The 25,807-nt window shown below is 72.0% G+C and carries 21 protein-coding genes and 1 pseudogene; 5 read left to right on the top strand and 17 right to left on the bottom strand.

The genetic code is table 11. From position 1 onward, the window contains the following. The first annotated feature begins 52 nt into the window (after window positions 1-52). A complete protein-coding gene (locus PKF00_RS19380) occupies window positions 53-661 on the top strand; it encodes a response regulator transcription factor (RefSeq protein WP_271218969.1) in 609 nt (202 codons plus the stop codon). A 32-nt stretch (window positions 662-693) separates the two neighbouring features. Here PKF00_RS19380 and PKF00_RS19385 read toward each other — a convergent pair whose 3' ends face one another. Continuing rightward, window positions 694-2,862 carry a sensor histidine kinase gene (locus PKF00_RS19385; protein WP_271218970.1) on the bottom strand — a complete coding sequence of 723 codons (2,169 nt, stop codon included), beginning with the start codon at window positions 2,860-2,862 and terminating at the stop codon, window positions 694-696. A gap of 274 nt (window positions 2,863-3,136) precedes the next feature. Further along, a complete protein-coding gene (locus PKF00_RS19390; protein WP_271218971.1) occupies window positions 3,137-5,119 on the bottom strand; it encodes an AfsR/SARP family transcriptional regulator in 1,983 nt (660 codons plus the stop codon). 121 nt (window positions 5,120-5,240) lie between these two features. Here PKF00_RS19390 and PKF00_RS19395 point away from each other — a divergent pair, with 121 nt between their 5' ends. Then, window positions 5,241-6,113 carry an alpha/beta fold hydrolase gene (locus PKF00_RS19395; RefSeq protein WP_271218972.1) on the top strand — a complete coding sequence of 291 codons (873 nt, stop codon included), beginning with the start codon at window positions 5,241-5,243 and terminating at the stop codon, window positions 6,111-6,113. 51 nt (window positions 6,114-6,164) lie between these two features. Here the strand turns inward: PKF00_RS19395 and PKF00_RS19400 are convergent, their stop codons facing one another. Beyond that, a complete protein-coding gene (locus PKF00_RS19400) occupies window positions 6,165-7,370 on the bottom strand; it encodes a threonine synthase (protein ID WP_271218973.1) in 1,206 nt (401 codons plus the stop codon). Window positions 7,371-7,417: 47 nt separating this feature from the next. Here PKF00_RS19400 and PKF00_RS45205 point away from each other — a divergent pair. Next, a pseudogene (locus PKF00_RS45205) lies at window positions 7,418-8,037 on the top strand (GlxA family transcriptional regulator); the annotation flags it as partial. Between the two features lie 106 nt (window positions 8,038-8,143). On the opposite strand, the gene PKF00_RS19415 reads toward PKF00_RS45205, so the two are convergent. The 10 genes from PKF00_RS19415 to PKF00_RS19460 all read right to left on the bottom strand — a co-directional run bounded on the left by PKF00_RS19415 (window position 8,144) and on the right by PKF00_RS19460 (window position 20,480). Then, the gene (locus PKF00_RS19415; protein WP_271218975.1) at window positions 8,144-8,725 is read right to left on the bottom strand and encodes a TIGR03086 family metal-binding protein; all 582 of its coding nucleotides are present in this window, start codon (window positions 8,723-8,725) and stop codon (window positions 8,144-8,146) included. Between the two features lie 94 nt (window positions 8,726-8,819). After that, entirely contained in the window at window positions 8,820-10,136 is a 1,317-nt protein-coding gene (locus PKF00_RS19420; RefSeq protein ID WP_271218976.1) for an alpha/beta hydrolase family protein, read from the bottom strand. Window positions 10,137-10,519: 383 nt separating this feature from the next. After that, window positions 10,520-11,887: a PAS domain-containing protein gene (locus PKF00_RS19425; RefSeq protein ID WP_271218977.1), complete on the bottom strand. Its 1,368-nt coding sequence runs from the start codon at window positions 11,885-11,887 to the stop codon at window positions 10,520-10,522. A gap of 145 nt (window positions 11,888-12,032) precedes the next feature. Further along, complete coding sequence (gene pdxR / locus PKF00_RS19430; RefSeq protein ID WP_271218978.1) at window positions 12,033-13,547, bottom strand: MocR-like pyridoxine biosynthesis transcription factor PdxR; 1,515 nt, start codon at window positions 13,545-13,547, stop codon at window positions 12,033-12,035. A gap of 125 nt (window positions 13,548-13,672) precedes the next feature. After that, a complete protein-coding gene (locus PKF00_RS19435) occupies window positions 13,673-14,830 on the bottom strand; it encodes a peptidyl-alpha-hydroxyglycine alpha-amidating lyase family protein (RefSeq protein ID WP_271218979.1) in 1,158 nt (385 codons plus the stop codon). A gap of 183 nt (window positions 14,831-15,013) precedes the next feature. After that, window positions 15,014-16,321: a xylan 1,4-beta-xylosidase gene (locus tag PKF00_RS19440; RefSeq protein ID WP_271218980.1), complete on the bottom strand. Its 1,308-nt coding sequence runs from the start codon at window positions 16,319-16,321 to the stop codon at window positions 15,014-15,016. A 207-nt stretch (window positions 16,322-16,528) separates the two neighbouring features. Then, window positions 16,529-17,230 carry a nucleoside/nucleotide kinase family protein gene (locus tag PKF00_RS19445; protein ID WP_271218981.1) on the bottom strand — a complete coding sequence of 234 codons (702 nt, stop codon included), beginning with the start codon at window positions 17,228-17,230 and terminating at the stop codon, window positions 16,529-16,531. Further along, window positions 17,227-18,387, bottom strand: coding sequence for a nucleotidyltransferase domain-containing protein (locus tag PKF00_RS19450; protein WP_271218982.1), 1,161 nt, complete (start codon window positions 18,385-18,387; stop codon window positions 17,227-17,229). The genes PKF00_RS19445 and PKF00_RS19450 overlap by 4 nt, the downstream gene beginning before the upstream one ends. Before the next feature lie 404 nt (window positions 18,388-18,791). Further along, window positions 18,792-19,568, bottom strand: coding sequence for a GNAT family N-acetyltransferase (locus tag PKF00_RS19455; protein WP_271218983.1), 777 nt, complete (start codon window positions 19,566-19,568; stop codon window positions 18,792-18,794). Window positions 19,569-19,676: 108 nt separating this feature from the next. Next, window positions 19,677-20,480, bottom strand: a complete 804-nt coding sequence (locus PKF00_RS19460) for a helix-turn-helix transcriptional regulator (protein WP_271218984.1) — start codon at window positions 20,478-20,480, stop codon at window positions 19,677-19,679. Between the two features lie 709 nt (window positions 20,481-21,189). Here PKF00_RS19460 and PKF00_RS19465 point away from each other — a divergent pair. Next, window positions 21,190-22,230: a GlxA family transcriptional regulator gene (locus PKF00_RS19465; protein WP_271218985.1), complete on the top strand. Its 1,041-nt coding sequence runs from the start codon at window positions 21,190-21,192 to the stop codon at window positions 22,228-22,230. Between the two features lie 130 nt (window positions 22,231-22,360). Here PKF00_RS19465 and PKF00_RS19470 read toward each other — a convergent pair whose 3' ends face one another. From PKF00_RS19470 to PKF00_RS19480, 3 genes are all read right to left on the bottom strand, one after another. Continuing rightward, window positions 22,361-22,654 (bottom strand): hypothetical protein, encoded by a 294-nt coding sequence (locus tag PKF00_RS19470; protein ID WP_271218986.1) that lies wholly within the window; start codon window positions 22,652-22,654, stop codon window positions 22,361-22,363. Window positions 22,655-22,978: 324 nt separating this feature from the next. After that, window positions 22,979-23,596 carry a hypothetical protein gene (locus PKF00_RS19475; RefSeq protein ID WP_271218987.1) on the bottom strand — a complete coding sequence of 206 codons (618 nt, stop codon included), beginning with the start codon at window positions 23,594-23,596 and terminating at the stop codon, window positions 22,979-22,981. A gap of 174 nt (window positions 23,597-23,770) precedes the next feature. Further along, the gene (locus PKF00_RS19480) at window positions 23,771-24,271 is read right to left on the bottom strand and encodes a DinB family protein (RefSeq protein ID WP_271218988.1); all 501 of its coding nucleotides are present in this window, start codon (window positions 24,269-24,271) and stop codon (window positions 23,771-23,773) included. A 273-nt stretch (window positions 24,272-24,544) separates the two neighbouring features. On the opposite strand from PKF00_RS19480, the gene PKF00_RS19485 reads away from it, so the two are divergent. Continuing rightward, window positions 24,545-25,186 carry a phosphatase PAP2 family protein gene (locus PKF00_RS19485; protein WP_271218989.1) on the top strand — a complete coding sequence of 214 codons (642 nt, stop codon included), beginning with the start codon at window positions 24,545-24,547 and terminating at the stop codon, window positions 25,184-25,186. On the opposite strand, the gene PKF00_RS19490 is transcribed toward PKF00_RS19485, so the two are convergent. Next, window positions 25,149-25,805, bottom strand: coding sequence for a response regulator transcription factor (locus tag PKF00_RS19490; RefSeq protein ID WP_271218990.1), 657 nt, complete (start codon window positions 25,803-25,805; stop codon window positions 25,149-25,151). The genes PKF00_RS19485 and PKF00_RS19490 overlap by 38 nt on opposite strands. Window positions 25,806-25,807 lie beyond the last annotated feature (2 nt).

Raw genomic sequence — 25,807 nt, forward strand, 5'->3', positions numbered from 1 at the left:
TCACCAATCACTCATGACGTCGTCATGGGTGTGTCCTGATAGACATAGGGGTGTGATCCGGATCTTGATCGCGGAGGACCAGCGGGTGGTACGAGGCGCGCTGGTCGCTCTCCTGGAGTTGGAGTCCGACCTCACGGTCGTCGCCGAGGTCGGTTCCGGTGACGAGGTCGTGCCCGCCGCCCTCAGGCACGGTCCGGACGTCGCCGTGCTCGACATCGACATGCCCGGCGACATCGACGGCCTCGACGCCGCCGCCGAGCTGAGCCGGCGGGTTCCGGGGTGCCGCACGCTGGTGCTGACCGGACAGGGCCGAGCCGGTCATCTGCGCCGCGCCCAGAGAGCGCACGTGACCGGTTTCCTGCTGAAGACCGCGCCGGTGGACGAGCTGATCACCGCGGTCCGCGCCGTCGCGGCGGGCAGGCGGGTGCTCGATCCCAACCTCGCCGTCACCGCCTGGAACCTGGGTGACGACCCCCTCACCCCTCGCGAGACCGACGTGCTGCGGCTGACCGCCGAGGGCGCCGACGTCGCGGAGATCGCCACCAGGCTCTTCCTGTCGGCCGGCACGGTGCGCAACCACCTCACCGCGATCGTGGGCAAGCTGAACGCGAGGAGCAGAACGGACGCGGTCCGCATCGCCCGCGACGCGGGCTGGATCTGACGGCCTGCCCGAGCCCCGCCTCCCCGGACGGGTCATGCCCCGTCTCTCGTCAGGTCCGGCGAGAGACGGGCCAGGTCCAGCACGACCCGCAGCCGGAACCAGCCGTCCTCCTCCGGGGCCGCGGTGAGCCGTCCCCCGACGATGGCCAGCCGAGCGGTGAGGTTGCCGAGCCCGGAACCCGCCGGAGACCGTACGGCGTCGTGGGGGAGCCCGTCGTTGGCGACGATGAGCCGGAACAGCCCCTGCGCGTACCCGGTCTCGATCCGGCACCGCCGGGCGCTGCTGTGCCGCAGCACGTTGGTGACGGCCTCCCTGAGGACGGCGCTCAGCACCGTGTTGACCGCGGGGTCGTCGAACGCCGGCGGCGGACCGTGGTCCAGGTCGATCCTGACCTCGATCCCGGCCGTGGTGAGGATCGCCCTGGCGGAGGCCGCCTCCTCCTCGAGTGACAGCTCCAGGTGGCCTCCGGAGACGGCTCTCATGTCGGCGCGCGCCCGTTCGGAGATCACGACGATGTCGGCGAGCTCCGCCCGCGCCCGGCCGGGATCCCGGTCGAGCAGCCTGCGGACCAGCTCGCACTTGAGCAGGATGGCCGCGAGGTTGTGGCCGAGCAGATCGTGCAGGTCACGGGCGACCCGGAGCCGCTCCTGGGCGATCGCGGTCCGCGCGGGCTCCTCCCTCGTGGCCTGAAGCTCCTTGATCAACCGGGTGAGCCTGGCCAGGCCGGAGACCACGAGCCCGGTCACGAGCACGCCGATCGTCAGATTGACGACCACGGTCACGCCCAGCGAGAGCAGCACTCCCGCCGTCGCCACACCCGCCATCGCGAGCACGGTGAGCGGCCAGGACAGCGCCGGAGGAAGGACCAGCAGGAGGGAGCCGACCATGAAACCGGGAACGTTCAGCCATCCCCGCCCGAACCAGAGGATGGGCAGGAAGCTCAGGACCGCCTGGACGGACAGGGAGAGCAGGGGCCGGTCCCGTGTGCCGCGGAGTTGCAGGACGGCCATCACGGCCAGGCAGGCGGCGGCTCCCGCCAGCGCCCGCACCGGGACGTAGAGCAGGACCTTGGCGGCGAAGCCGGCGAGCACCACCACCAGGAGCGTGACCGACAGGCTGTAGGCCGAGCCGGGCAGCGACGCGGCCGGTTTCGAGCACACCGGAATGGTCGCCTTCACCACGGAGCAGCCGTCGGCCTCGGAACCGGCGGTGAGACGCCCGCCCGCGTCCTGGAACTGGCCGACCAGACCGTCGAGACATCCGACGTCCAGGGCTCCGTCGCTGACGACGCGAAGCCCCACGAGGCCGTTGTCCTCGGTGGTCTCGACGACGCACCGCCGCGCCTGTCCGAGATCGACGATCCCGGTGACCGCCTCCCTGAGCACGGCCCCGAGCAGAACGCCCGGCGGACCGAGAGGTTCGGTGTGGCGGGTCCGCCCCTCCACCTCGACCCCGGCCGTCGACAGCAGCGCCCGTGCCCGCGCGATCTCGGGGGACAGGGACATGCTGCGGTAGTCGACCGCCGCGGCGCGCGCGTCCGCGAGGGAACGCCGGGCGACCTCCAGCACCTCGTCGATCACCTCGTCCGGCGGCTCGACCGTGAGGCGGTTGACGGCGTCCAGCCCGACGCCGATCTTCTCGTTCAGCTCGGTGGCGACGCGCAGCCGTTCCTCGGCCACCGCGGCCATGGCGAGCGCGAGCCTGGCCGCGGACAGGTCCTCGACCCGGTCGGCGAGCTGGGCGAGACCGTAGATCACCAGACCGGTCAGGACGGTGCCGATGGTGATGCTGACCGTGGCGGCCAGATCCGGCGCCCGGGTCGTCTCGACGAGGACGGCGCTCCCCACGACGACCATCGCCACCGGCCACGCCGAGCTCAGCAGCAGCGAACCCACGAGGAAACCGAGCATTCCCACCGACGTTCCCAGCGGGATCACCGCCAGGTAGACGAGGACCGCCTGGAGGGCGAGCAGCCGCACGCCCAGACGCCGTTTCAGGTTGGGGTACACGTAGGCGAGCTGGATCCCGAAGATCGCCGCCGCGACCACCGCCGCGGCGAGAAGCTGGAGCGCCCCGGACTGCCGGCTGTTGATCGCCAGGACGTACACGGCGGCGAATCCCGCCAGGATGGCGGCGACGGTCCCTCGCGCGATGTGCGGCGCCAGATCGGTTCCGCGCGGACACGTCGATTTTTTAAACAACGCACCTCCGCAGCAACAGATGAAACGATTGTTCCACTCGCTGAACTTTCCGGCCGTGCTCCTTTCGCAAAGCAAGATCGTCTGCGTGCCCGTACGCGCACCGGCTCGGCAAGAACCGGCAGAACCCTCGCGCCCGTTTCAATCCGATCATCACCGGCGGTGAAATCGGCGGACCCACGGGTGGGAAACCTCTTACCCGTCTTCGATTTCCGTCATCCGTTCCGAGCGCGAACGTCCGGCGCCGTGAGAGCCTGACGGACGGAGGCGGCCCCGTTCACCGAAGGCGTCGGAGGGCGGCGGCGAGGTCCTCCAGGTGTTCCGAGACCGGCCCCAGGGTGAGCAGGCCGCTGCCCGCCCCGGCCAGTTCCGCCGCCGCGGGGGCGAGCTCGGCGTGGGCGCGCCGCATCGTCTCCTGGTCGCCGACGGCGACGGCCGCGTGCGCGGCAAGGCACCACAGAGCCTCGAACAACAGGTCGCGGGGCGGATCCGGGACCTCTCGCAGCGCCGTCGCGGCCTCGCCGCGGCGGTCCTGGGCCAGCAGCACCAGGGGGCGGGCCCAGGGATCGTACGGTCCCCAGTCGGTGTGCTCCTCCACCTGGACGACCTGGAGGGGCCGCGCCCGCCGCACGCGCAGGCACAGCAGCGCGAGCGGCAGCAGGCCGCGCTCCAGTCCGGGCATGCCGACGCCGTCCAGCCGCGCGGCGGCCGCCCGGTAGGCGGCCTCCACCTCGGCCGCGGGCGCCTGGCCGGTCGCGGCGAGCCGCAGCGCCCGGTACCACTGGGTGAACACCCCCACCAGCGGCAGCTCGTTGCGCTCGGCCAAGCGCTCCGCGGCCGCCGCGTGGCGGTCGGCCGCGGAGAAGTCCGCGAGCGCGCTGCGGGCCTGGAGGCGGATGAGATGCCCGAGCACCTCGAAGGCGAACAGGCCGTGCCGGGCGGACAGGGCGATCAGCTCGGCGCCGGTCTCGTCCCGGCGCGGGGCCAGACCCGCCCGGTGGAAGCTCTGCATGAACACTCCGTTGAGGGTGAACGCCAGCAGCGCGGGATCGTCGAGGCCACGGGCGAGCCGCTCCGCCCGCCGGGCGGCCTGGGGCCCGCGCTCCGAACGGTCGCCTCTCGACTCCAGGGCGATCGTGGCCAGCAGCCGCGCCCGCGCCGCCTCGTGCCCGCCGGGCGGGAGAGCGGCCAGGGTGCGTTCGGCCGCCGCGAGCACCCGCGCGGCCTGCTCCGGGTCGTCGACACGGGTCCAGATCGCGGGGACGTCGTAGGCGCCGATCACGCGGGCGGTCAGTTCCGCGTCGCCCAGCTCCTCGGCCGCCGCGACGGCCGCCACACGGTGTCGGCGGGCCGCTTCCAGACCGCCGCCTCCGGTCACCGCGAGATTGCGCAGCAGGCCCACCGTCGACTCCAGCCGCGCCCGCGCGCCGGACGCCACGGTGCGGTCGTAGTCGGCGGCCGCCTGCGCCCACACCTGGGCCGCGCCCGCCGGTCCCGAGGCGGGGTCGAGGTGGCGGGCGTGGGCGAGGACGTCCGCCTCGAGTCGGCGTAGCCGCGGGCCCGGATCCAGCCCGAGCTGCTCCGCCAAGAGTGCTCGTGCCCGGCGCAGCACCGCGAGGGCGTCCCCCTGACGGCCGGTGCGGTACAGGGCGAGGGCCAGCAGCCGCCAGGCGTCCTCACGCCAGGGGTGCTCGGCCACGTGCGCGTCCAGATCCGGCACGGCCTCGGCCGCCAGGCCCAGGGCCAGGCGTGCCTCGGCCCGGCGCTCGACGGCGTGCAGCCGCAGCTCCGCCAGGCGCGAGCGCTCGGCGTGGGCCCAGGGCTCGTCGGCGAACTCGGCGTAGGCGGGCCCGCGCCACCATCCCAGCGCCTCCTCAAGCCGCGCCAGCCCCTCGGCGGGAGAAGACGTCGCGTCGGCGGCCGTCACCCGCTCGAAGCGCCAGGCGTCCACCGCGTCCCGCTCGGCGCGCAGCGCGTACCCCGGCCCCTCGGTGACCAGCAGCCGAGCCGGAGCCCGGGGCGGCCTCTGCGGTTCCAGCGCGCGGCGCAGCGCGGCCACGAAGGTGCGCACCGCGCCCACCGCGTCGGAGGGCGGATCCGTCCACAGATCCTCGACCAGGCGGGTGACCGGGACGACACGGCCGCGGGCGACGATCAGCCGGGCCAGCACCGCGCGATGCCGCGGCCCCTTCAGGGCGATCGCGTCCCCGGCGGCGTCCCAGGCCGCCACCGGCCCCAGCACCCCGAACGCGACCCGCACCCTCGACCGTCCTCTCCCCGGCGTCGTCCCACGTCACGCTAGCGCGCTCATCGGATGCTCATCCGCGCCCGGCAGGCTTGGGACATCTCCTCATCCGGTCACCCGTGGAAAGGGCGGAACCATGACACCTGCCATCACCGGCTTCGACTACCGGCGCGTCCCCGTCGCCGAGGGCGTGTCCCTGAACGTCGCCGTCGCGGGCTCGGGCAGTCCGATCGTGCTGTTGCACGGCTTCCCGCAGACCCACCTGATGTGGCGGCACGTCGCCGCCGACCTCGCGACCGACCACACCGTCATCTGTCCCGACCTGCGCGGGTACGGCGCCAGCGACAAGCCCGCGGAGACCGGTCCCGCCGTCTACGCCAAGCGCACCATGGCCGCCGACGTCGTCGCCCTGGCCCGCGCGCTGGGGCACGAGCGCTTCGCGCTGGCCGGGCACGACCGCGGCGCCCTGGTCGCCTTCCGCGCCGGCCTCGACCATCCCGCCGCGATCACCCGCCTCACCTGCCTCGACGTGCTGCCGACCCTGGACATGTGGGAGGTGATGCACGGCACCGCCGCCGCCGTCGGCTTCCACCTCTACCTGATGGCCCAGCCTCCCGGCCTGCCGGAGCAGATGATCGCCGCCAGCCCTGACGCCTTCTTCGGCCACTTCCTCGACATCTGGACCGGCGACCCGCGGGCCGTCCCCGCCAACGTCCGCGCCGCCTACCTGGACGCCTGCCGCGAGGCGGTGCCCTCGATCGTCGCCGACTACCGCGCCTCCGCGGGTGTCGACGTCGACCACGACCGGGCCGACCGGGCCGCGGGCAACCGGTTGCGGATGCCGGTCACCGTGCTCCAGCAGGACTGGGGCGCCGCCCTCGGCTTCGACGCCGCCGCGCTGTGGAGCGCCTGGGCGCCCGACCTGCGGCACACCACCGTCGCCTACGGCCACTTCATGGCCGAGGAGGCCCCCGCCGCGATCGCCGGGGTCCTGCGGGCCGGAGGATGACGAGCCGGCGCGTCGTGGGCTCCTCCACGCCGCCCGCGCACGGCCCGGACGTCAGGTGCTGATGCCGGCCGAGCGCAGGCGTCGGCTCACCGCGTCCCAGGTGGGTTCGACCGCCTCGGGACCGTGCGAACCGACCGCGAGGTCCTTGAAGCCGCTGGAGGTCGAGATGCAGACCACCGGCCCGTCGACGACGCCGTGGCGTCGCAGTCCCGCCAGACCCGCGGCGCCGGACAACTCCGTCCACATCCCCTGACGGGACAACTCGGCCTGGGCCGCGGCCATCTCCTCGTCGCTCACCAGCAGGGCCTCGCCGCCGCTCTCCCTGATCGCCACGAGGCCGCGATGGCCGCCGACGGCGCAGGCGATCCCGTACGCGGAGGTGGGGCCGACAGGGACGACCGCGGCCGGCAGTCCCTGCCGGACGGCGGCGGCGAGCGGGCCTCCGGCGGCGGGCTCGCAGGCGTACATCCGCGGGACGCGCTGTGCGAGGCCGAGGCGCCGCAGCTCGGCGAAGCCCTTCCAGACGCCGAACAGCAGTTCGCCGTAGCCGACGGGCATGAACACGGCCGCCGGGACGCCGATGTCGGTGAAGATCTCGTAGGCGATGGTCTTGTAGCCCTCGGGGCCGAAGGCGTGCCCGGTGTGCGTGACCGTGAGGTTGCTGACGGGGTGGTAGCCCAGCCGGTCGACGATCTGCCGCATCAGGGGCCAGCGCGACTCCCACGGCACCGGCAGCACCACCGCGCCGTAGGCGTTCACGAACGACCGGACGGCCGGGGGCGCGCCCGCCGAGGCCAGGACGACGCAGCGCAGGCCCGCCCGGGCGGCGAAGGCCGCCGCGGACGCGCCGTGGTTGCCGGAGGAGGCCACCACCACTCCTTCGGCCTCCACGCCCACCGCGGCGCTGACGGCGCAGCGGTTCAGCCGGTCCTTGTGGCTCCAGGTGGGGTTGCGGGACTCGTCCTTGAGGTAGACCCCGTCGCCGATCTCGACGAGCGGGGTGCCGCCCTCGCCCAGGGTGGGGACGGCCAGCGGCGGCAGCAGGGACGCCCACCGGTCGAGGCCGGCCTTTCGCGTCCGGCCCCGGCTGAACAGGTCGTCCGGCGTCCTGTCGTAGGCGTAGTCGACCTCGACGGGGTAGGCGAGCTCGGCTGTGCTGGTGCGCGGGCATCCGCTGGTCAGCGGCGGCCACAGCGGGTACGTGACGGACGGGTCTCCCAGGGAGCGCTGACCGGTCGCGAGCGAGTCTCCTGTCATGATCCCCAACCATAGGCCGCCCGCCCGGCCCGGACGAGCCCGTCAAGACCGCCGGGTCAAGGCCGCCGGGGCCGGAACCGTGTGACGGGCCGTACGTCACGGTGAGGGCGGCGTCGTGCGGGCTCGTCTCCGGCGGCTGGGGGCACGAGCAGGCCGCCGCCAACCCGCTGATCGTCGCCCACGTCCGGCGGATCGCGCGGGAGAGCCGGCGGATCGCGTCGGTGTGCACGGGTGCGAGCATCCTCGCCGCCGCGGGACTGCTGGACGGCCGGCGCGTCACCACCCACTGGCGGTGGGCCGGCAAACTCGCCGCCCGCCACCCCTCGGTCACCGTCGACCCCCGCCCCATCTACATCCGGGACGGGAATCTGACCACCTCGGCGACGACCTGTCCACCACCGCCCTCGCGGCGCGGGCGGGGATCAGCGTCCGGCACCTGACCCGGCTGTTCCTGACCCACCTGGGACAGTCTCCCGGCCACTTCGTACGGCACGCCCGCCTCGAGGCCGCCGCCCACCTCCTGGCCGGCACCTCACTGCCGATGCCCAGCGTGGCGGCCCGCTGCGGCTTCGGCTCCGCCGAGACCCTGCGCCAGGCGTTCACCGGGAGGTACGGCATCGCGCCCTCCCGCTACCGCAACGCCCACACCCGCAGCCACGCCGGCTGACGGAGGCGGGCACGGCGGGGCCGCGACCGGGCGGCGTGCCCGCCGACCGGCCGTGGCCGACACCGCCCGCGACCGACCGCGACCGGCCGCGTTCGCGGCGCTCGTGTCAGGCGGACCAGTGGGGGTCCCGGCCGAGGAGACCGAGGACGCGGTGCTGGAGCGGGGCGTCGTCGGGAACCTCGACCTCCGGACCGAAGACGACGATGCCGGGTCCGAAGGCTCCGGGGACGCGCATCTCGTCGGGAATCCGCTGGACGTCGGGCCACATCGCCTCGAGCTCGGCCGGGTCGATCGTGTCGTCCTGACCGGTGGCGCGGGCGAGGTCCCAGCCGTGCAGCACCATGTCGGCGCTGACCACCTGGTCGACGTGCAGCTCGACGGACAGGCGCCCCGCCGGGGTGTCGACCTGGCGCGCGGCGGTGGCCGGGTCGGCGAGCAGGGCCTCGACGTCGGCACGCGCCGCGGCGAAGGCGGCGAGCGGGTCCTCCTCGACGACGGGCGCGGGGCTGAGCGACCCGCCGAGCGGACGGAGCATCGCGGCGTGCATGTCGACGATGTGACCGACGACGTCCCTGGCGGTCCACCCCTCGCACGGGGACGGGCTGGACCACTGGCCGGGCCTGACGGCGGTGACCTTGGCCGCGAAGATGTCCGCACGAATTCGATAGCGGGCGGCGACATCGCTCATGAGCGCTCCTTTTTCGCGTCGGCTTCGCCCAGGACGGTACGACATGCCTACGACAGGACCGGCCCTTCCTCCTCGCGCTCCGGATCCGTCGCCGTCAGGGGACGAGCCGCACCTCGGGGTGGCGTCTGGAGGGGCCGTCGAACAGGCGGGTGGGCCGTCCCCTCAGGTGCCGGTCGAAGAACGCGGTGACGTACGCCCGTTGGGCGGAGATCGAACGCGTGGGATCGATCGTTCCGACGAACTCGGCGGCGAGCGGGCTCTTCAGCTCTCCGGTGAGCTGGGGAAGCAGCGCCTGCAGGTCGGTGAACGAGCCGTGCCTGGCTCCGATGAGACGCAGTTCGCGTTTCCAGCCGGTCGACGCGTCCCAGAAGGACTTCCAGGTGGGTTCGGTCCTGCGGGTGTGCGACTCCGACGCCATCTGCAGGAACGGCTTGGCGACCCCGGTCCGGGCGACCGGCCCGACGTACCCTCCGTCGAGGTTGACCCCGGCGTCGACGCGGGAGTCGTCGTGGAGGAGCTGCGCGGCCACGGAACCTCCCATGGACTGGCCGAGCATCCCCACCCGGGTCAGGTCCGCCGATCCGGGCAGTCCGGCAGGCAGCGGGGTGGACTCCGCGTCGGGGTTGCGTCCACGGCTGAGCCCCGCGAGCTGGTCGAGGACGAACCTCATGTCCGCCAGGCGCGCCTTCGAGTGCTTGTCGAGCAGCCGGGCGACGACGTCCTCGGTCAGTTTCTTCGGCAACGGGACGGCGCGCTCGACGCGGCCGCCGGGGAACTCGACCTGGTCCGCCTCGTAGGTGTGGTCGACGCTGACCACGAGGTAGCCGCGGCTGGCGAGTTCCTCGACCAGCACGGTGCCGAGCGTGCGCGGACCGCCGTCCCCCGAGGAGAACACCACGACCGGGAGCCCTCCGGCCCGCCGGTCCACCGGCGCGCCGACCCGGGCGTGCGTCGGCGTGGCCGCCCAGTCCACCGTGCCCGGCTTGACGCCCATCGGGGGCGCGGAGCGCTTGTCCCAGTCGGCGGCGGCCCGTCGTGACATCTGCGGCGCCAGGGGGAGGTTCGGCGCCTTCTTCGCCGGATACCAGAGGCTCACCATGAGCTCGCGGTGGGGTTTCGACCTCACCAGGGGGTCCGGGCGGGTCCGGTCCACCAGGTGCAGGGCGACCGTGCCGATCGGGTGGCCTCCCGTGGGGGCGGGCAGGGACAGGGTGAGGCCCGTGCGGGCCGTGGCGGGCAGTCCGGCGGGCAGTCCGGCGGACGCCGCGACGGGCACGACCGCGGGATACGGGGCCTCGGCGGTGACGACGGCAGCGGTGGCGAGGGTGACGGCGACGACGGTGGCGGCGGTCGCCGGCCCTGCCGTGGTCCGCCGGCGGCGGAAACGAGAATCAGGTGTCGCGGTGCGCATGCGGCGTCTCCTCACGGGTGGTCTGTGCACACCTGAGAAGCCTTTCAGCGCCTCCAGGCTCCGACCAGCGGATGAGGGACGATTCGACGGTCAGCCGACGGGCTGACAGGAGGCGGACCGTCATCCGGCGGGATTACCCGGCCCCGCGCCCGGGGTATGGCTCTCAGCCCGACAACGTCCGGCCCGAGAATCCGTCCGGCCCGAGAATCCGTCCGGCCCGAGAATCCGTCCGGCCCGAGAATCCGTCCGGCCCGAGAATCCGTCCGGCCCGAGAATCCGTCCGGCTCAAGAAGCCGTCCGGGGCGGGTCTCGGAGGCGGGCGGGGCTGACGGCGAGGTCGCCGACGTCGCCGACGCCCATGGGCGGAGCCGGCCTGCCCCGGTTCAGGAGGCGTCGAGGAAGTCGGTGGCCTCGGCTCGGATCCTGGCCACCTGCGCCCCCAGCGCCTCGACGTCGAACGACACCGCCGAGGACTCGAACTCCCAGCCGAGCGCGCGCAGCATGTCCATGCCGTCCCAGCTCGCGGCGAACTCCTCGTCGATCGGCCGCACCAGGTCGCCGAGCACGTTCTCCGCCCCATGGCGGAGCACGAGGACCCGCCACTGCCCGAGGAAGCGCCGGAACGCCGTCAGCCGCTCGCCCGCCTCGGCGACCCCGGCGACGATCTCACGCAGCGCCTGGTTCACCTGCTGCGCCCTGGCCGACATCTCCAGCACGTTCTCGTGCACGGCGTCGCAGAGCAGGGGCACCTCAACCAGCGAGGTCGGCGGCGCGACGCCGTCCACGACCTCGGCGGCGAACGCGGCGACCATGTCGTTGTGCAGGCTCGCCAGCGCGATCCGGAAGCGCAGGTCCGTGACGTCCGAGCGCAGCGCGGCGAGCTTGGGCACCAGCTGTTCCAGCGCGACCACCGCGGCGCGCGTCGGTGTGGCCATCACCCGGGCGACGTTGCGCAGCACCGGAGCGGTGTCGGCGACCATCTCGGAGGCGGCCTGGGCGGCGACGACCGCGTGGTCGAGCCGCCGTGCGACGTCGAGCACCCGGGCAGACGACCGCACGAGCCGGTCGCTGAACGCCCGATAACCCTCCAGCCGCCTCACCAGGTCGGCCAGCAGGGCCTCCAACGCCTCCGTGCCGGCCAGCACCCCCGCGATCGGCCCCTGCGCCCACGGGCGGGCGTAGGTCGCGGAGGCCAGCCTGCCGCGCGCCGCGACCTCGGCGGCCAGCGCCTCGGTCAGGAAGTCGTCGTGTGAGCCGAACCCGAGTTCGCCCAGCAGCTGTTCGAGCTGCTCCATGCCGGCCAGCGCGGCTTCGCGCCGGTTCATCCCGCCGTACTCGACCGCCTCGCGTTCGACGTCGGCCACGTACCGGTACGCCTGCCTGACCGCCTCGAACAGCCGGCTTCGCGGAGCCATCCGGACCGAGAGAAAGCCTTCCGCCAGGGGCGTCATGGTGGCGAAGACCCAGTAGTCGCTGCCGTCCTTGGCCAGGTTCCGCACGTAGGCGCCCGCCGGGCGTCCGGTGAGCAGGCGGTCCCACATCAGCCGGAAGACCCCGGCGGGCATGTCGGGGTGGCGCACGACGTTGTGCGGGGCGCCGGTGAGCTCGTCGACGGAGAACCGGGAGGTCCGGACGAAGACCGAGTTGCCGCTGCGGATCAGCCCATGCCTGTCGGTCGTCGAGAAGAAGAGCTCCTCCGAGCCGATGGCCTGTTCCACGCCCTCGGACAGACTCAACTCGCCGAGGCTCATCGCCCACCTCCCGATCGGCCGAGAGGGTACCCGGCGGGCGCTGTGGGCCCTGACGTGACTGGCTGCGGTGAAAGCGTAGATCATCCGTAAGGTCACGAACAACACGGAGCCGAGGCGTCGTACGGCAGGTCACCGGGCCCGCCGGTCACGCCCGGTCAGGCCGTCGCGGTCGTCGTGGCGCCGCCTTGAGGGCGGCGGGTCCCTCGCGAACGGGCTCCCGGCGGAGGGAGGCGGCAGACCCGCCGCCGCGGCTCTCGAAGCAGCGGGCGAGGAGCCGCAGCCCGTCGGCGACCTGTTCCGCGCGGACGGCGCCGTACCCGATCACCAGTCCTGAAGGCGTCGCGTCGTCGGCGCGGTAGGCCGCCAGGCTCTCCACGGCGACGCCCAGCTCGCGCGCCCTGTCCAGGTCGACGGACACGTCCGGTCTGAACAGGGCGCACAGGTGCAGACCGGCGACCGACGGCACCGGGTCGAGCCAGTCGGCGAGGTCGTCGCGCAGCGTCGTGAGGACGCGTTCGCGGCGGGCGGCGTACACCCGGGTCGCCCTGCGGACGTGTCGCGACAGCTCGCCGGAGTCGATGAAGCGGGCGAGCGCCGCCTGGGCGACGTGGTCGCCGTGCCAGTCGGTGAGCCGCCTGGCCGCGCGCAGCGCCGGCTGCAGCGAGGCGGGGGCGACCAGGAAGCCGAGCCGCAGCATCGGCAGCAGCGTCTTGGAGAACGTGCCGACGTAGACGACACGGCCGTCGCGGTCGAGGCTCTGCAGGGGTTCGAGAGGACGGTCGCAGAAGCGGAACTCGCTGTCGTAGTCGTCTTCGACGATCACCGCGCCGCGGCGCGAGGCCCATTCGAGCAGCGCGGCCCGCCGGGTCGGCGACATCGGCGTGCCCAGCGGGAACTGGTGCGACGGCGTGACGTACACCAGCCGGGCGGCGTCCGGGAGCGCGCTCACGTCGAGCCCCTCCTCGTCGACGGGCACCCCCGCGACCCGGGCTCCGAAGGAGCCGAACAGCGCTCGCGCCGGTGGATAACCGGGTTCCTCGACGGCCACGCAGTCACCGGGTTCGATCAGGATCCGGCCGACGAGGTCGAGGGCCTGCTGGGCGCCCTGGGTGACGAGCACGTCCTCGGCGCGCGCGCGGACCGAACGGGAGATCCCGACGTGCCGGGCGACGGCCTCGCGCAGGCCCTCGTGCCCGGCGGAGTCTCCGTAACCGGCTGACCCGACCGTCGAGGCGCGCAGCTCTCCGGCGACGAGCCGACGCCACGTGGCGAGCGGGAACAGCTCTCCGTCGGGCCTGCCGATCCGGAAGTCGTGGACGGGCGGCGTCCCGGCGGGCAGGCCGGGGGCGACGGAGTCCCAGAACGGCCGGGGACGCACGTCGTGGCCCGGCGGCGCGGTCCGGGGACCGGCGCGGGCGACCGGTGGGGCCCCCACGAAAGTGCCGGCCCCGACACGGGCGACGAGGAAGCCCTCGGCCGTCAGGCGCTCGTAGGCGACGCAGACCGTGTTGCGGGCCACGTCGAGCCTGCGGGCGAGCTCTCTGGTGGACGGCAGGCGCTCTCCTGGGCGGAGCCTGCCGTCCAGGATCGCGTCGCGCAGCTGCCGGTGGATGCGGAAGGCGAGGTCTCCCGGGCCTCCCAGGCTGACGTGCAGGTCCACGCCCCGACACTACAAGCGCGGCCGTACCGTATATCCCGCGTCATCTCCCCGCGTCTCCCCGCACTTCCCGCGTCATCTCCCCCGCGTCATCTCCCCGCGTCGACCGACCGCACGGGCGGGAGCGCTCATCGCGGAGCCCAGCGCCACAGGGGTGGGCCGTTGAGCGCAGCGACGTAGAGTTCGCCTCCCGGACCGACCGCGAGTTGGTGGGGATCGGCCGTCTGGTCGCTCAGGGCCCAGCGCCGTGCCACCGATCCGTCCGCCGTGAGAGCGACGACGTAGCCTCTGCGCTGCCCGCCGTCCTCGTCGAGGGAGTCTCCGCCGTCGAGCACGTGGAGCACGTCGCCCGGCCCCACCGCGACGTCGTAGGGCCTGCCGATCTCCGCCGAGGAGTGGGTCGCCAGATGCCTGCCGTCGGCGGAGAAGACCTGGACGCGCGCGTTGCGCCGGTCCGCGACCACGACGTCGCCGTTGCCGCGCAGCGCGATCCCGTGGGGGATGTGGAACTCGCCGTCGCCGTCGCCGAGCGCGCCCCACGATCTGATGATCTTCCCGGCGGCGTCGAAGGCTCCCACCCGGGAGTTGCGGTAGCCGTCCGACACGTAGACCCGTCCCGTCGGGGAGAACACGGCGTCGGTCGGCCGGGCGAAGATGTAGGGGTCGCCGGTGCAGGGCAGGTTGGTCAGCTCGTTCCTGACGGCGAGACAGGTGTCCAGCCCGGCGCCGTAGTCGTGCCCGATCCTCCGCTCGAGCCGCCCGTCGGGAGCGAACACCGTGACGTGGTTGGTCATCACGTCCGTGGTCCACACCCGGCCCCGTTCGTCGACCGAGACGCCGTGCGGCGACTTGAACATCCCCGCTCCCCAGGAGCGTCTGAACCCGCCGGTGGCCGCGTCGAGCACGACGACCGGGTCCACGCCCATCACCTGGTCTCCGGCGAACGCCCTGCCTCCGCGGTGCAGCAGCAGCACCTCGCCCGAGCCGGTCACCGCCACCCCTGACCCGATCCTGGCCTCCGCGGGGAGCCGCCCCCACGGGGACAGCGTCATGCCCCTCGCGGCCCTGCGGTCGACGTCCTCCGAGACCACGGCGGCGGAGGGCGGATCGCCCCGCAGCGCCAGTCCGGCCATTCCCACGGCCACGACCGGGACGCCCGCCAGCAGCGAACGCCGCGTGATCCCGGCCCCGCGTGACCGCGACGCCCCGTCCCGCCGGGCCGCCTCGTCGAGGCGTTCCTCTCCGGCGCCCTCGGCGTCGTGGTCGTTCCGGGACAGCTTCCCCATCGCCTGGATCTCACTTCGGGTAGGACCGACGTCTCACACGGAGCCGCACGTTCCCGACGGCCGACGGCGCGCGGGCCCGGTCACGTGTGCGTCCAGTGTCGGTCCTGACCTCCGGGGCCGCCATCCGGGACTTCCCCGATCATTCGATCAGGGAAGTCCTGAGGCGTGCCCCCCGCCGGAAGGTCAGCGGTCGCTCCACCTGATCTCGTAGGGCTTGAGGGCGAACTCCTTGCCGTCCACGGTCGTGGTGACCTTCGTGTCGGCGGTGTTGACCATCACCAGCCGCCGCGGCTGCGCCAACACCCTGACCTTGGGGTCGGAGGAGGCGACCTGCTCCAGCTCGGCTCCGGCGGGGAACCACCTGGCGAAGTCGCTCACCAGCCGCCCCGTCGGCAGCAGGGCGCCGGTCCGCGGGTCCCACATGCAGGCCTGGCAGGCGCCCTCCTTGGTCTGCGGATTCCAGTACAACGCCGTGGCGGCGCCGCTCCTGGCGAACTCGATCATCGAGGCGGCCTGGACGGCGATCCGCTTGGCTTCGGGCCACGTGGTGCCGTCCTCGGGGACGAAGTACCACTCCGACCACCAGACCGGCAGGTCGCCGGCCTTCGCCCGCAACCAGGCGGTGACCGCGCTGAACTTGCCCAGCGCTCCGAAGGCGTCGGGCAGCAGCTCGTGGGCGTCGGTCAGCGACGCGCCGTCGACCACGATGAAGTCGGCGCCCTTCTTGTTCTTGAACCAGTACTCGAAGGCGTCCAGGGCGTTCTGGTTGACGACTCCCCACGGGCCCCGCAGCTCGGAGTCGCCGGTCCTGTTGCTGTCGAAGCCGATGTAGGGGCCGCCGATCTCGGCGTCGGGCCTGACCGCCTTCACCGCGTCGTAGACCTTGTTGTAGAGCTCGGTGTAGCCCTTGAAGTCCGCCGGCTTGGAGTGGTCCTTCCAGAAGCCCTTGAGCTCGTTCCAGACCATGAAGTACTTGACGTCCGGGTACCTCGTCGCGACGGCGGCCGACAGCTTGGCGAAGTCGTCGAAGTGCTCGGGGTAGGGGGCGTCCTCCAGGTGCTCGGCCCAGGCCGACTCCTCTGTCGGCCCCTCTGGCCCCCCCTTCATCCAGTCAGGGGCGCAGCAGAGCGTGATGACCGGCGTGCCTCCGGACTGCCTCATGAGGTTCGTCCGGCTGTCGAGGTCCTCCCAGAAGAACTCTCCCGGGCGGGGTTCGGGGTTGAGGGCGCCGAACCCCATGATGTGCTGGTTCTGCAGCATCGGGGTCTGGGCGAGCGCGCGGGAGGCGTCCCGCTCGAACCGCTCGGTGACGTTGTTGGCGCTGACCCCCGTGTGGGTGAACCCCCAGCGAGGCCACGCGGGGTCCACCGCCGGCGGCTTCTGGATCCCGGTGCCGGACGCCGCCGGTGAGGAGGCGGTGGACGGTTGCGCGACGGGGGCCGCCCTGTCCGGGGCGCCGCCGGCGGAACAGCCGGCCATGACCAGCGCCATGGTGACGGCCCCCGCGGCTGAGGCGACCGCCCGACCGGAACGCCTCCATGCCGATCGCTCACTACTCGACGACACCTGATCTCCACCTGATTCTCATCATCCGCTTTGCTCAGAGCGTTCCATGGGCGATGCGAAAGCGGTGAATTAGGGGCATGGTTGACAGACAAGCGTTATCGCGACCGATTCGCGACGCCTGAAACGGCGGCGTCACCCCTCTCCGCGAAGCCCGCCGATGCTCCGGACGGTCGCGTCGACGACGGCGTCCAGCGGCTGGCGCGCGTCGATCGTGATCCATCCCGGCCGGGCCGCCCACCTGCCGAGCACCTCGTGGATCTTCCGCTGGTGACCGATGAAACTGGGCCTGGCACAGCTCAGATCCATCGCGCACTCGTAGGGCACCGCCCGGTCCCCCATCCGGTCCCAGGCCGTCTCCGGGTCCGACTGGAGATAGATCACCGCGTCGACGCCCGGCAGCCCGGCCACGACCTGCTCCACCCACGCCTGGTCCAGCCCGTAGGCGATCTCGCTCGCGGCGTGTTTCATCCAGTAACCGTCGAGCAGCAGCACCGACTCCGGCGTTTCCACGCCCTGCCCATCCCACTGCCCATCCCCCTGCCCGCTCCACCGCTCATCCCGCCGCTCATCCGTGTGTCCCTCCGTCCGCCCGTCCACGACGGACGCGACGGAGGTCCAGAGCAGGAAGAGCAGACGCGACACCGGCGACATCAGCGCGGTGCGGGCACGGACGTGGCGAACGTCGGCCCCGATGAAGTCGGCCGTCGGATACTCCGGGCTGCCGACGATGTCCCACCGGTCGATCACCTTCGCGTGGTGACCGAGGAGTTCGCAGACCGCGTGGGCCACCGTCGACTTTCCCGCGCCGTCGGCGCCGACGATCGCGGCGATCACGAGGCCGCCTTTGGATGGCAGCCGAACCGTGGCGACCTCCGGATGATCAGCTCGTCGGGTTCCTCTCCCCCCGCCGAACCCCCCTCGACCGCGCCGAAGGCGGCCAGGCTGGCCACCGCCGCCCCGACGTCCTTGACGTCGTCCGGCAGGTCCTCGCGCGGCACCGCGGACAACGCGCGCCCGTCGAGCTCGCGCCACAGGCGGACGGTGCGCTCGGCGACCTCGTAACCGTCCTCGGGTCCGACGAACGCCCAGCCGTCGGCGAACCGCAGCGGTGCGAAGTACACGCTCCTGCGCGGGCCCGTGCCGCTCGGCCGTGACGGCGCGGGCAGCCTGTCGAGCGGTTCGTGCCACCCCTCGACGACACTCCACGACAACAGCAGCCCACCGGCCCAGAGACGCTCCTCGGCGATGGCCCGGACCTCGTCCGGCCACCCGCCGGACTCCGGATGGAGCTCGCGGTGGGTCAGCCGCCAGACGTGGTCGCACCATGACGCCGTCGCCGAGGTCCTCGCCAACCGCCGGAACAGGAACTTCGGCCCGAAGTACACGTCACCGGCCGCGGCGAGGACCGCCTCGCAACCGGCCTGCAGCGCGAGGTCGGACGCGGTCGCCGCGGTGAGCAGGTCACCGACGTCCAGCGCGCCGTAGACGTCCTCCGCGTACGCCGAGAAGACGTTGGCGTTACGGGTGATGAGAATCTGCCTGACCACGTTCGGGTCGAGCGTGTCGAGCAGTTCGCGCCAGCGCCGGTCGGCGTGCAGGATCTGCCCGGTGGACAGCCGCACCAACGCGTTCAGTGTCTTCAGCTCGGTCGCGATCTGCGTGCGGTCCGCACCCGTGGTGCGGTACTCCGCGCCGAGTTCGACAAGCTCGCGGACCTTGCCTGCGGGCACCGGGTTGACGTGCACCTGGATGCCGTCGTGTTCGAAGACGATGTCGCTGCCGGGCAGGCCGGACCCGACCGCGTAGAGATCGATGTCGGAGGTCCCGTGCCCCAGGCCGACCGCGAAGCTGCCGCCGAGGAACGCCAGCTCGATCCGGGCCGCCCCGCCGAGCCGACGCTCCAGCACGGCCTCCGCGGCTCTCGTTTCCTCGGGGGTGAAACCACGGTCCCGAACGTTCCAGGACGACACCGAACCACGGGCGTTCACCATGCTGTTCCTCATCGGGTCAGGGAGTAAGCCGTCCGGCAGACTCCTGGCGGCGGCCGGTGGCAGGGGGGCGCTCCGGGTTCCCTGACGTCGAGTCCCGGGGAAGGACCGTGCTCCTGACGGTTGGCCGGAAGGGCTGATCGCCACTGGAATGTCGTGCCCGCCTGGTCGCGTCACGCGGAGTCGCCTGCGACCTGACATCTAAGCTCCTGAGTTATCGTTCAGTGCGCTTTTGGGATGTCTTTCGGGGTTTTCTACGGCGTCAGCCAGCTTCCAGCTTATTGATCCATTCCCCGACGTCCATATCCAATTCCTTGCGGTCTGAGACGCCGTCAGCGAGGCCCGACGACCGGACAGGGCCCGTCCCCTTCCCTGAGCGTCCGGCCCGCCGGTTCGAAAGGCGTGGTTCAGGGCGTCCAGACATAGGGCGTGGTCGTGGTGACGGCCTGGAACCCGAGCCTGGCCAGGATGGGGCGGCTGTCGTCGGAGGCGTCCACGTGCAGCCAGCGGACGCCGCGCGCGAACGCGCGACGGGCCCGTTCGGCGACCAGTGCCCGGTAGATCCCTCTCCCGCGCCAGGCGGCGAGCGTCGAGCCGCCCCACAGTGACGCGAACTCGGTGCCCGGCCGATACGCCAGCCACGCCGCCGACACCACCCGCCCGTCCGCCTCGGCGACCAGCACGGTCAGATCGTCCGGCGCGGCGGCGAGTCTCACCGCCAGGTCGTCGGCCAGCCATCCCATGTCGGCGTCCCAGACCTGTGACTCCATCGCGGCGATCCGCCTCAGGTCCTCCGGCGCGTCGACCTCCCGCAGCGTCACCCCCGCGGGCAGGACCGGCTCGGCGACGACGTCGGCCACCAGGCCGATCATGACGGTCTCGGTCTCCTCGGCGGTGAATCCGGCCTTCAGCAGGCGTCGCGCGATGTCACCCGGGTGGTCGTGCGCCCGAGTCTTCCACTCCACGGACTCGCCGCGCGCCGCGAAGAAGTCCCGTTGCCGTGCGATCAGCGCGTCCAGCGCCGCGCCCTCCACCCCCAGGTCGCGGGGGCCGGTCACCAGACCCCGGTGCTCGCCGACGACCCGCAGCACCGGCCCGTCCCACTCGTGGGTGACCCCGGCCGCGGGCTTGGGCGGCACTCCGCGCATCTGCTGGTCATAGGCGTGCAAAAGGTCCGTGATCATGACCTGAGGCTACCCGGCGGGCGGAAGGAACACGGGGCGCGGAACGGCCCCGCGTCCCGTGACATCACGGCGGCGGCCGGAGTGCCCCTGGGGTCGGGCGAGGCCGCGCTAGCGGCCCGAAGCCGCGGGCAGCAGGCCCGCCTCCTGGGCGCGCAGCACCGTGCCGAGCCTGTCGACGGTGTCGAGCTTGCGGTAGAGGTTCTGCAGGTGCTTGTGGATCGTCCGTACGGAGATGCCCAGGCGGCGGGCCATGCCGACGGCGGGAAGCCCCTCGGCCAGCATCAGCAGCACGGCGACCTCACGTGGCGTCAGGCCGTACCCGGTGGCCCGTTCGAGGGGTTCGTGCGGACGGGAGGGCTGCACGGTCGCCTGCCAGCGCGCCAGAAGACCGCGCTGCGCGGCGGCGCCCGCCAGCAAGGGCTGGACGCGCGCGGCGTAGAGGAGGTCACGCGCTCTGAAGTCTCCTCCCGCGCGGTGGACGATGAACCCCCGGACGTGACCGTCGGCGTCGGGGAGCGGTACGCCGAGCATGTGGCGGGTGCCGAAGGACTCACGCGTCGCGCTGGCCGTCTCACTGTGCAGCCACGCGCGTCCTCCGACGAGTTGCGCGGCCGTGCGCGGGCTGCGATCCGCGTGGGAGCCGTAGTGGGCCGCGAACGGGTATCCGCCCCGGACGTGCTCCACCCCCGGGCCCGCGAGCACGGACGCCTGCCGGGCGTCCCGGTGCCAGGCGCCGACCACACCGCTGGACGGAGTCCACTCCACGTCCTTTGTGATCACGACGGCGCTGTCCAGCGCGCGCAGCAATTCCTGGACGACCATTTCCCAGAGTTGGTCGGACTGCCTGGCTTCCAACACTCCCACAGCCAGGCCGAGCATTCTTTCGTAGTCGCCTCTCCGCAGGTATGACACGGCCCCCTCCGTTGTCCATACGCAGTTGTGCCCATGGCGGGCCCACCGCCGAACTGCCATCGTAGGCATGTCTTTGATCGGCTGCCGGGCGGAAAAAGCCGGCCCCGGACGCCGTGCCTGCCGCGACCGGCCAAGGAAAACGCCCTGTCACAGACCAGCGCCTTTTCGTGCACACACCGATCCCGTGACGGTGCCGCACGGTCACCTCGCCGTCGCCCGCCGTACGGGACTCGGCCGACCCGGCGGGAAAGGCCGCGCCCGCGTGCGCGGGAAACTCCGCTACGCCGTTGTCCTGATCTTTCGCGTCCCGAATCCCCCATCCGACGACAGGAGCGGACGGCGACAATTATTGGGTCACTTCACCACTCCAGGGCGCGTGGCGATGACACGCCCCGCATTGTCTGACAATATTCGTATTGTCAGACAACATTCGCCGGAAAAACCTGATCCTGCGCCTTTACCCGCCCCGAACGCGGACCTGACCAGGCCATTTGTATCACCGCGCAGCCGATGCCCCCGTCATCCCCTCCTGCCCCACGAATCACAGGAGACAAATTACGGCATGAAATCCGTGAACATTATTCGAAGTGACGACCGCGACAGTCGTCATTGAGATTAAATTGTCTTATGCGAATCACTCGAAAGGTCGCAGTGTCATCCGTCCTCACAGAATTGGCTGGCTGACGAGGTGTCTGTTTTTCGCTCAGTGATGACCTTCGTCACGCAAGGTGTGAGCACCTTCGATCTCGGAGGGATAGGACATGTGTTCGCCGACCGTACCGCTCTGGGACTGCCCGCCTTCGACTTCGCGGTGTGCGCCGAGGAACCCGGCCCGATGCGCACCGACCTGGGCCTGTCGTTGCACGTGGAGTTCGGCCTGGACCACCTGGCCAAGGCCGATCTGATCATCCTGATGCCCTACGGGGAGGAGAGCCCGCCTCCTTTCTCCCCCGCGGTGGTGACCGCGCTGCGCTCCGCCCACCGGCACGGCGCGATCATCGCCGGTTTCTGCACCGGCTCCTTTCTCCTGGCCGCCACCGGCCTGCTCGACGGCCGCCGGGCCACCACCCACTGGTGTCTCGCCAAGGATCTCGCCGCCGCCTACCCCGAGGTCACCGTGGTCGCCGACGCGCTCTACATCGACGAAGGATCCGTGATCACCGGCGCCGGGGCCGCCTCGAGCGTCGACATGTGCCTGTACCTGCTGCGCCGCGAGTACGGCGCGTCGGTGGCCAACGCCGTCGCCCGCGAGATGGTGGTGGCCCCGCACCGCGACGGCGGCCAGGCCCAGTACATCGCCCGGCCGGTGCCCGCCGACGACGACGAGCGGTTCACCAGCGCCATCGACTGGGCCCGCTCCAACCTGGACGAGCCCATGTCGGTCAACGACCTGGCCACCCACGCCCTGATGAGCCCGCGCACCTTCACCCGCCGGTTCAGGGACACCATGGGCACCACTCCGCACTCCTGGCTGCTGTCCCAACGCCTCAACCACGCAGAGGAGCTCCTCGAGACCACGGGTCTGCAGATCGAGGAGATCGCCCACCGCGTCGGCTACAACTCCGTGGCCGTCTTCCGCGAGCAGTTCGTCAAGCGGCGCGGCCTCTCTCCTCGCGCCTACCGCCAGAGGTTCGGCCACCACGACGACATGGCCGCGCGGGCGCCGCGGGAACAGAAGTCGGCGGGACGGGTGCAGGAGAAACCCGGGCGGCTGCACGACAGGAGAGGGCCCGTCTGCCGGGGAGGCTGATCCGGACCTCCACCGGCGCGGTCCCGGCGCGGCTGCGGCGCGCCGGGACCGCCCATGCCCGGTCACGGCGTGTCCAGCCGTGACCGGGCATGGGCCGTTCGTCACAGGTGACGCCGGGCGATCAGCGACGTCAGGGCGCGACCTGGATGTACAGGTCGACCCAGCTGTCACCGGCCCTGCACTGGAAGTCGTACCACTCGCCGTTGCTGACCCCCTGGTTGCCGCGCTGGGTGCACGACCACCAGGGGTTGGGACCGTAGAACGTCGTGTAGTAGCGCAGAGGCGTCAGCAGGGCCGAACCGGCCTGGGCGCCGACAGCCGCCTCGGCCTGTGAGGAGGCCGCCTGAGCGGGAGCGGCCGTGGCGAGACCGGCGGCCAGCGCCGCGCCCGCGCCGACCAGTGCGAGCATTCCCTTAATACGCATGTCTTTCCTTTCGACGAAGCGGTCGTTCATTGCTTCACGAGAAAGTCCTGCCGATTAACGGCAGCACGAACATGCTCTTCTCGCACCCTGTCCGAAAACAGCGGAAATCCAGTCATCAATCGCATGATTCACGCCGGCCGCAGCTGGCGGCGGGTGACGTGCCCGCGAAATTCATCCACCGGCAACCCGCCGTTGCAGATGTCGCCCTCATGTTTTCACGAAACAAGCAGAGCGCGGAGGAGAACCTTTTTCTTCCCGAAGGCGGCTCCGACGGACACGGCCCGCGCGGGTGCTCGCCTCGGCGCGGCCCCGCTCCTCGACGGGTCAGGGCGTGAAGCTGTTTCTGTGCAGCCAGTACCGCGTCCTCGTGCCCGTGGAGGCGGTGTGGGTGTACGGGGTCGCGTCCGGGTAACCGTACACCGTCGTGATCCCCTGCCGGGGCAGCTGCCTGTGCGCCTGAGAGGTGTCGTAGACGCTGTCGACGACGACCGGAACCTTGCTCCCGAACAGCTCGACGACGTCGCCCAGGAAGTAGTTCAGCCGGGCCTTGCACCCGTCGCACGGCCCGATGTTGCCCACCAGCACGACGCGGACGCCGCTGACGTTCAGCGTGACGCCCTGGCCGTCGAGCCAATCGTAGGCGTCCTGCAGGGTGGCGACCTCGCTGTCGCGCTGCGACAGCCTGGCCTCGTCCTCGCTCACGTGGTCGGGGCGGGGATGGCCGTGCCCCTCTCTGGCCGTCAGGGAGTAGTACGCCTCACCGCCGGAGCCGGCCGAGTTGACCGCGGTTCTGTAGCCGTTGACGTCGTCGAACGTGACGTCGTCGTTGACGATCACCAGGGCCTGGGAGAACAGGCCGTCCCCCCGCGCGTGGACGTCGGCCAGCGCCTGCACGACGGCCTGCTCGACCGGGTCATGGTGGTGATGGGAGAAAGTGGACATCTAGGCCTTCCTTGACGACCGGAAGACTTCAACGTCTCACCCGGGCCGACGCTGTCAAGGGGGCTTCGGCGGTTCGGCGCCGAGGCCGGCGCGCCTGCCAGCGCGGCCGCGAGCCGGCCGCGGAACGGGCGCGCCGGCGCCGGTCCGGCGGGCCGGGACGCGGCCGCCGTGAGATCAGTCCTTGGAGTGGTCGCCGGTCTCGCCGTCGAGGAGCTCTCGCACGATGTCCATGTGACCCGCGTGCCGGGCCGTCTCCTCGATCATGTGGATGAGCACCCAGCGCAGCGACACCGTGTCGCCGAACCATGCCGTGCCGACGTCCTCGACCTCAAGCTCGTCGATCACCCGGTCGGCCGCGGCCCTGGCCCGGCCGTAGAACTCCACGATGTCAGCGGTGGTCTCGTGCGGCTCCACCCGCAGGTCGGCGTTCTCGTCCTCCTCGTCGAACGGGAGCGGCTCGGTCTCGCGTCCGAAGGTCTGGCAGAACCAGCCGTACTCGACGGCCGCCAGGTGCTTCACCAGGCCCAGCAGGTTGGTCCCGGACGGGGTCATCGGCCGCCGCAACCGCTCGTCGTCAAGGCCTTCGAGCTTCCACAGGACCGCGTCACGGTGCCGGTCCAGGCTGACGCGCAGGCTCTGCTTCTCATCGCCCAGGAACGGCACCCGTCTGATCACGAGCGGAGCATAACAGCCGATTCCGGCGGCCCTTCCCCGGCAGGATCTCCCCTCCCGCACGGCTTCTCCTGTCGTCGCGATCCGCGAGTCACGCGGTCGCCTCACCGCGCGGAGCGATCGTCCGCGACAGCCGGTGGTCGCCTCCCGGGTGGGGTTCGCCGCCGGACCGTTGACGAAAGTCAAGGTCTGCCGGCGACGATCGGCGACTGTGTGCCGTACCTCCTGATTTTTACCTTCATAGGGTCACTGACCAGGAGGAACACGGAGGCCGACGTGGACGGCGGGTTGTATCGGGACATCGTGGAGATCGCCGCGAGCACACCGGAGTGGGTGCGAGGGCTGGTGGGGGTGGGCACCGACGGGGTGCTGGCGGTGTTCGCCGCGCTGTTCCTGGGCGCGTGGTGGCGGGCCAGGAGGGGGCGGGCCTCCGGGATGGCGCTGGCGTTGCTCGCACCGGTGGCGATGGTGGCGTCCTACGCGGTCAGCGAGGTCGTCAAGGAGCTGCTGCGGGAGGACCGGCCGTGCCGGCTGCTGACCGAGGTGGCCACCATCGTGCCGTGCCCGCCGTACGGGGACTGGTCGCTGCCGAGCAATCACGCGGCGCTCGTGGCCGCGGCGGCCGCGGGGCTGGTGCTCGCCTGGCCCGCGTCGACGCCGTATGTGATCGTGCTGGCCCTGCTGGGCGGGATGTCACGGGTGTTCGTCGGCGTCCACTACCCGCACGACGTGGCGGCGGGACTGCTGCTGGGCGGGGCGCTCGCGCCGATGGTGTCGCTCGCGCTGAACAGGCCGACGACCGCGCTGGTCGAACGGCTGCGCGGGCTGCCGGTGCTGCGCCCGCTGCTGCTCGCTCCCGCCGCGCCCGAGCGGGAACGGCTCACTCTCGCCGCACCAGACCGGCGTCGTGGGCGATGACGGCGGCCTGGACGCGGTTGCGCACGTCCAGACGGCCCAGGATCGTGCTGGTGTAGGTCTTGACGCTGCCCTCAGCCAGGTGGAGCCGACGAGCGATCTCGGCGTTGGACAGTCCGGCGCCGACCAGCGCCAGCACCTCCCGCTCGCGGTTGGTCAGCACCGCGACACGGTCGCGGGCCGCCGCCGCCCTGGCCAGTTGCTCGCCGGTCAGCTCGCTGACCACCCGGGCCGCCACGCTGGGCGAGAGGTAGACCCCGCCCTCGGCCACCGCCCGCACCCCCAGCAGGAACTCGCGCGGGTCCCCGGTCTTGAGCAGGAATCCCGCGGCCCCGTCACCGAGGGCCCGGGAGATGTAGGAGTCCCTGCCGAACGTCGTCATGATCAGCACAGCCGTGGCGGGCGCGACGGCGCGCAGCTCGGCGGTGGCGCCCAGGCCGTCCAGGTGTGGCATGCGGATGTCGACCAGCGCCACGTCGGGCCGGTGCGCGCGCACCGCCTCGACCAGCGCCCGCCCGTCGGCGACCTCGGCGACCACCTCGATCTCCGGGTCCGCCGACAGGATCATCCGCACCCCGGCGCGGATCACCGCCTCGTCGTCGGCCAGCACCACTCGCACCAAGG

This window comes from Streptosporangium carneum, assembly GCF_027922005.1.
Taxonomy (GTDB): Bacteria; Actinomycetota; Actinomycetes; order Streptosporangiales; family Streptosporangiaceae; genus Streptosporangium; species Streptosporangium carneum.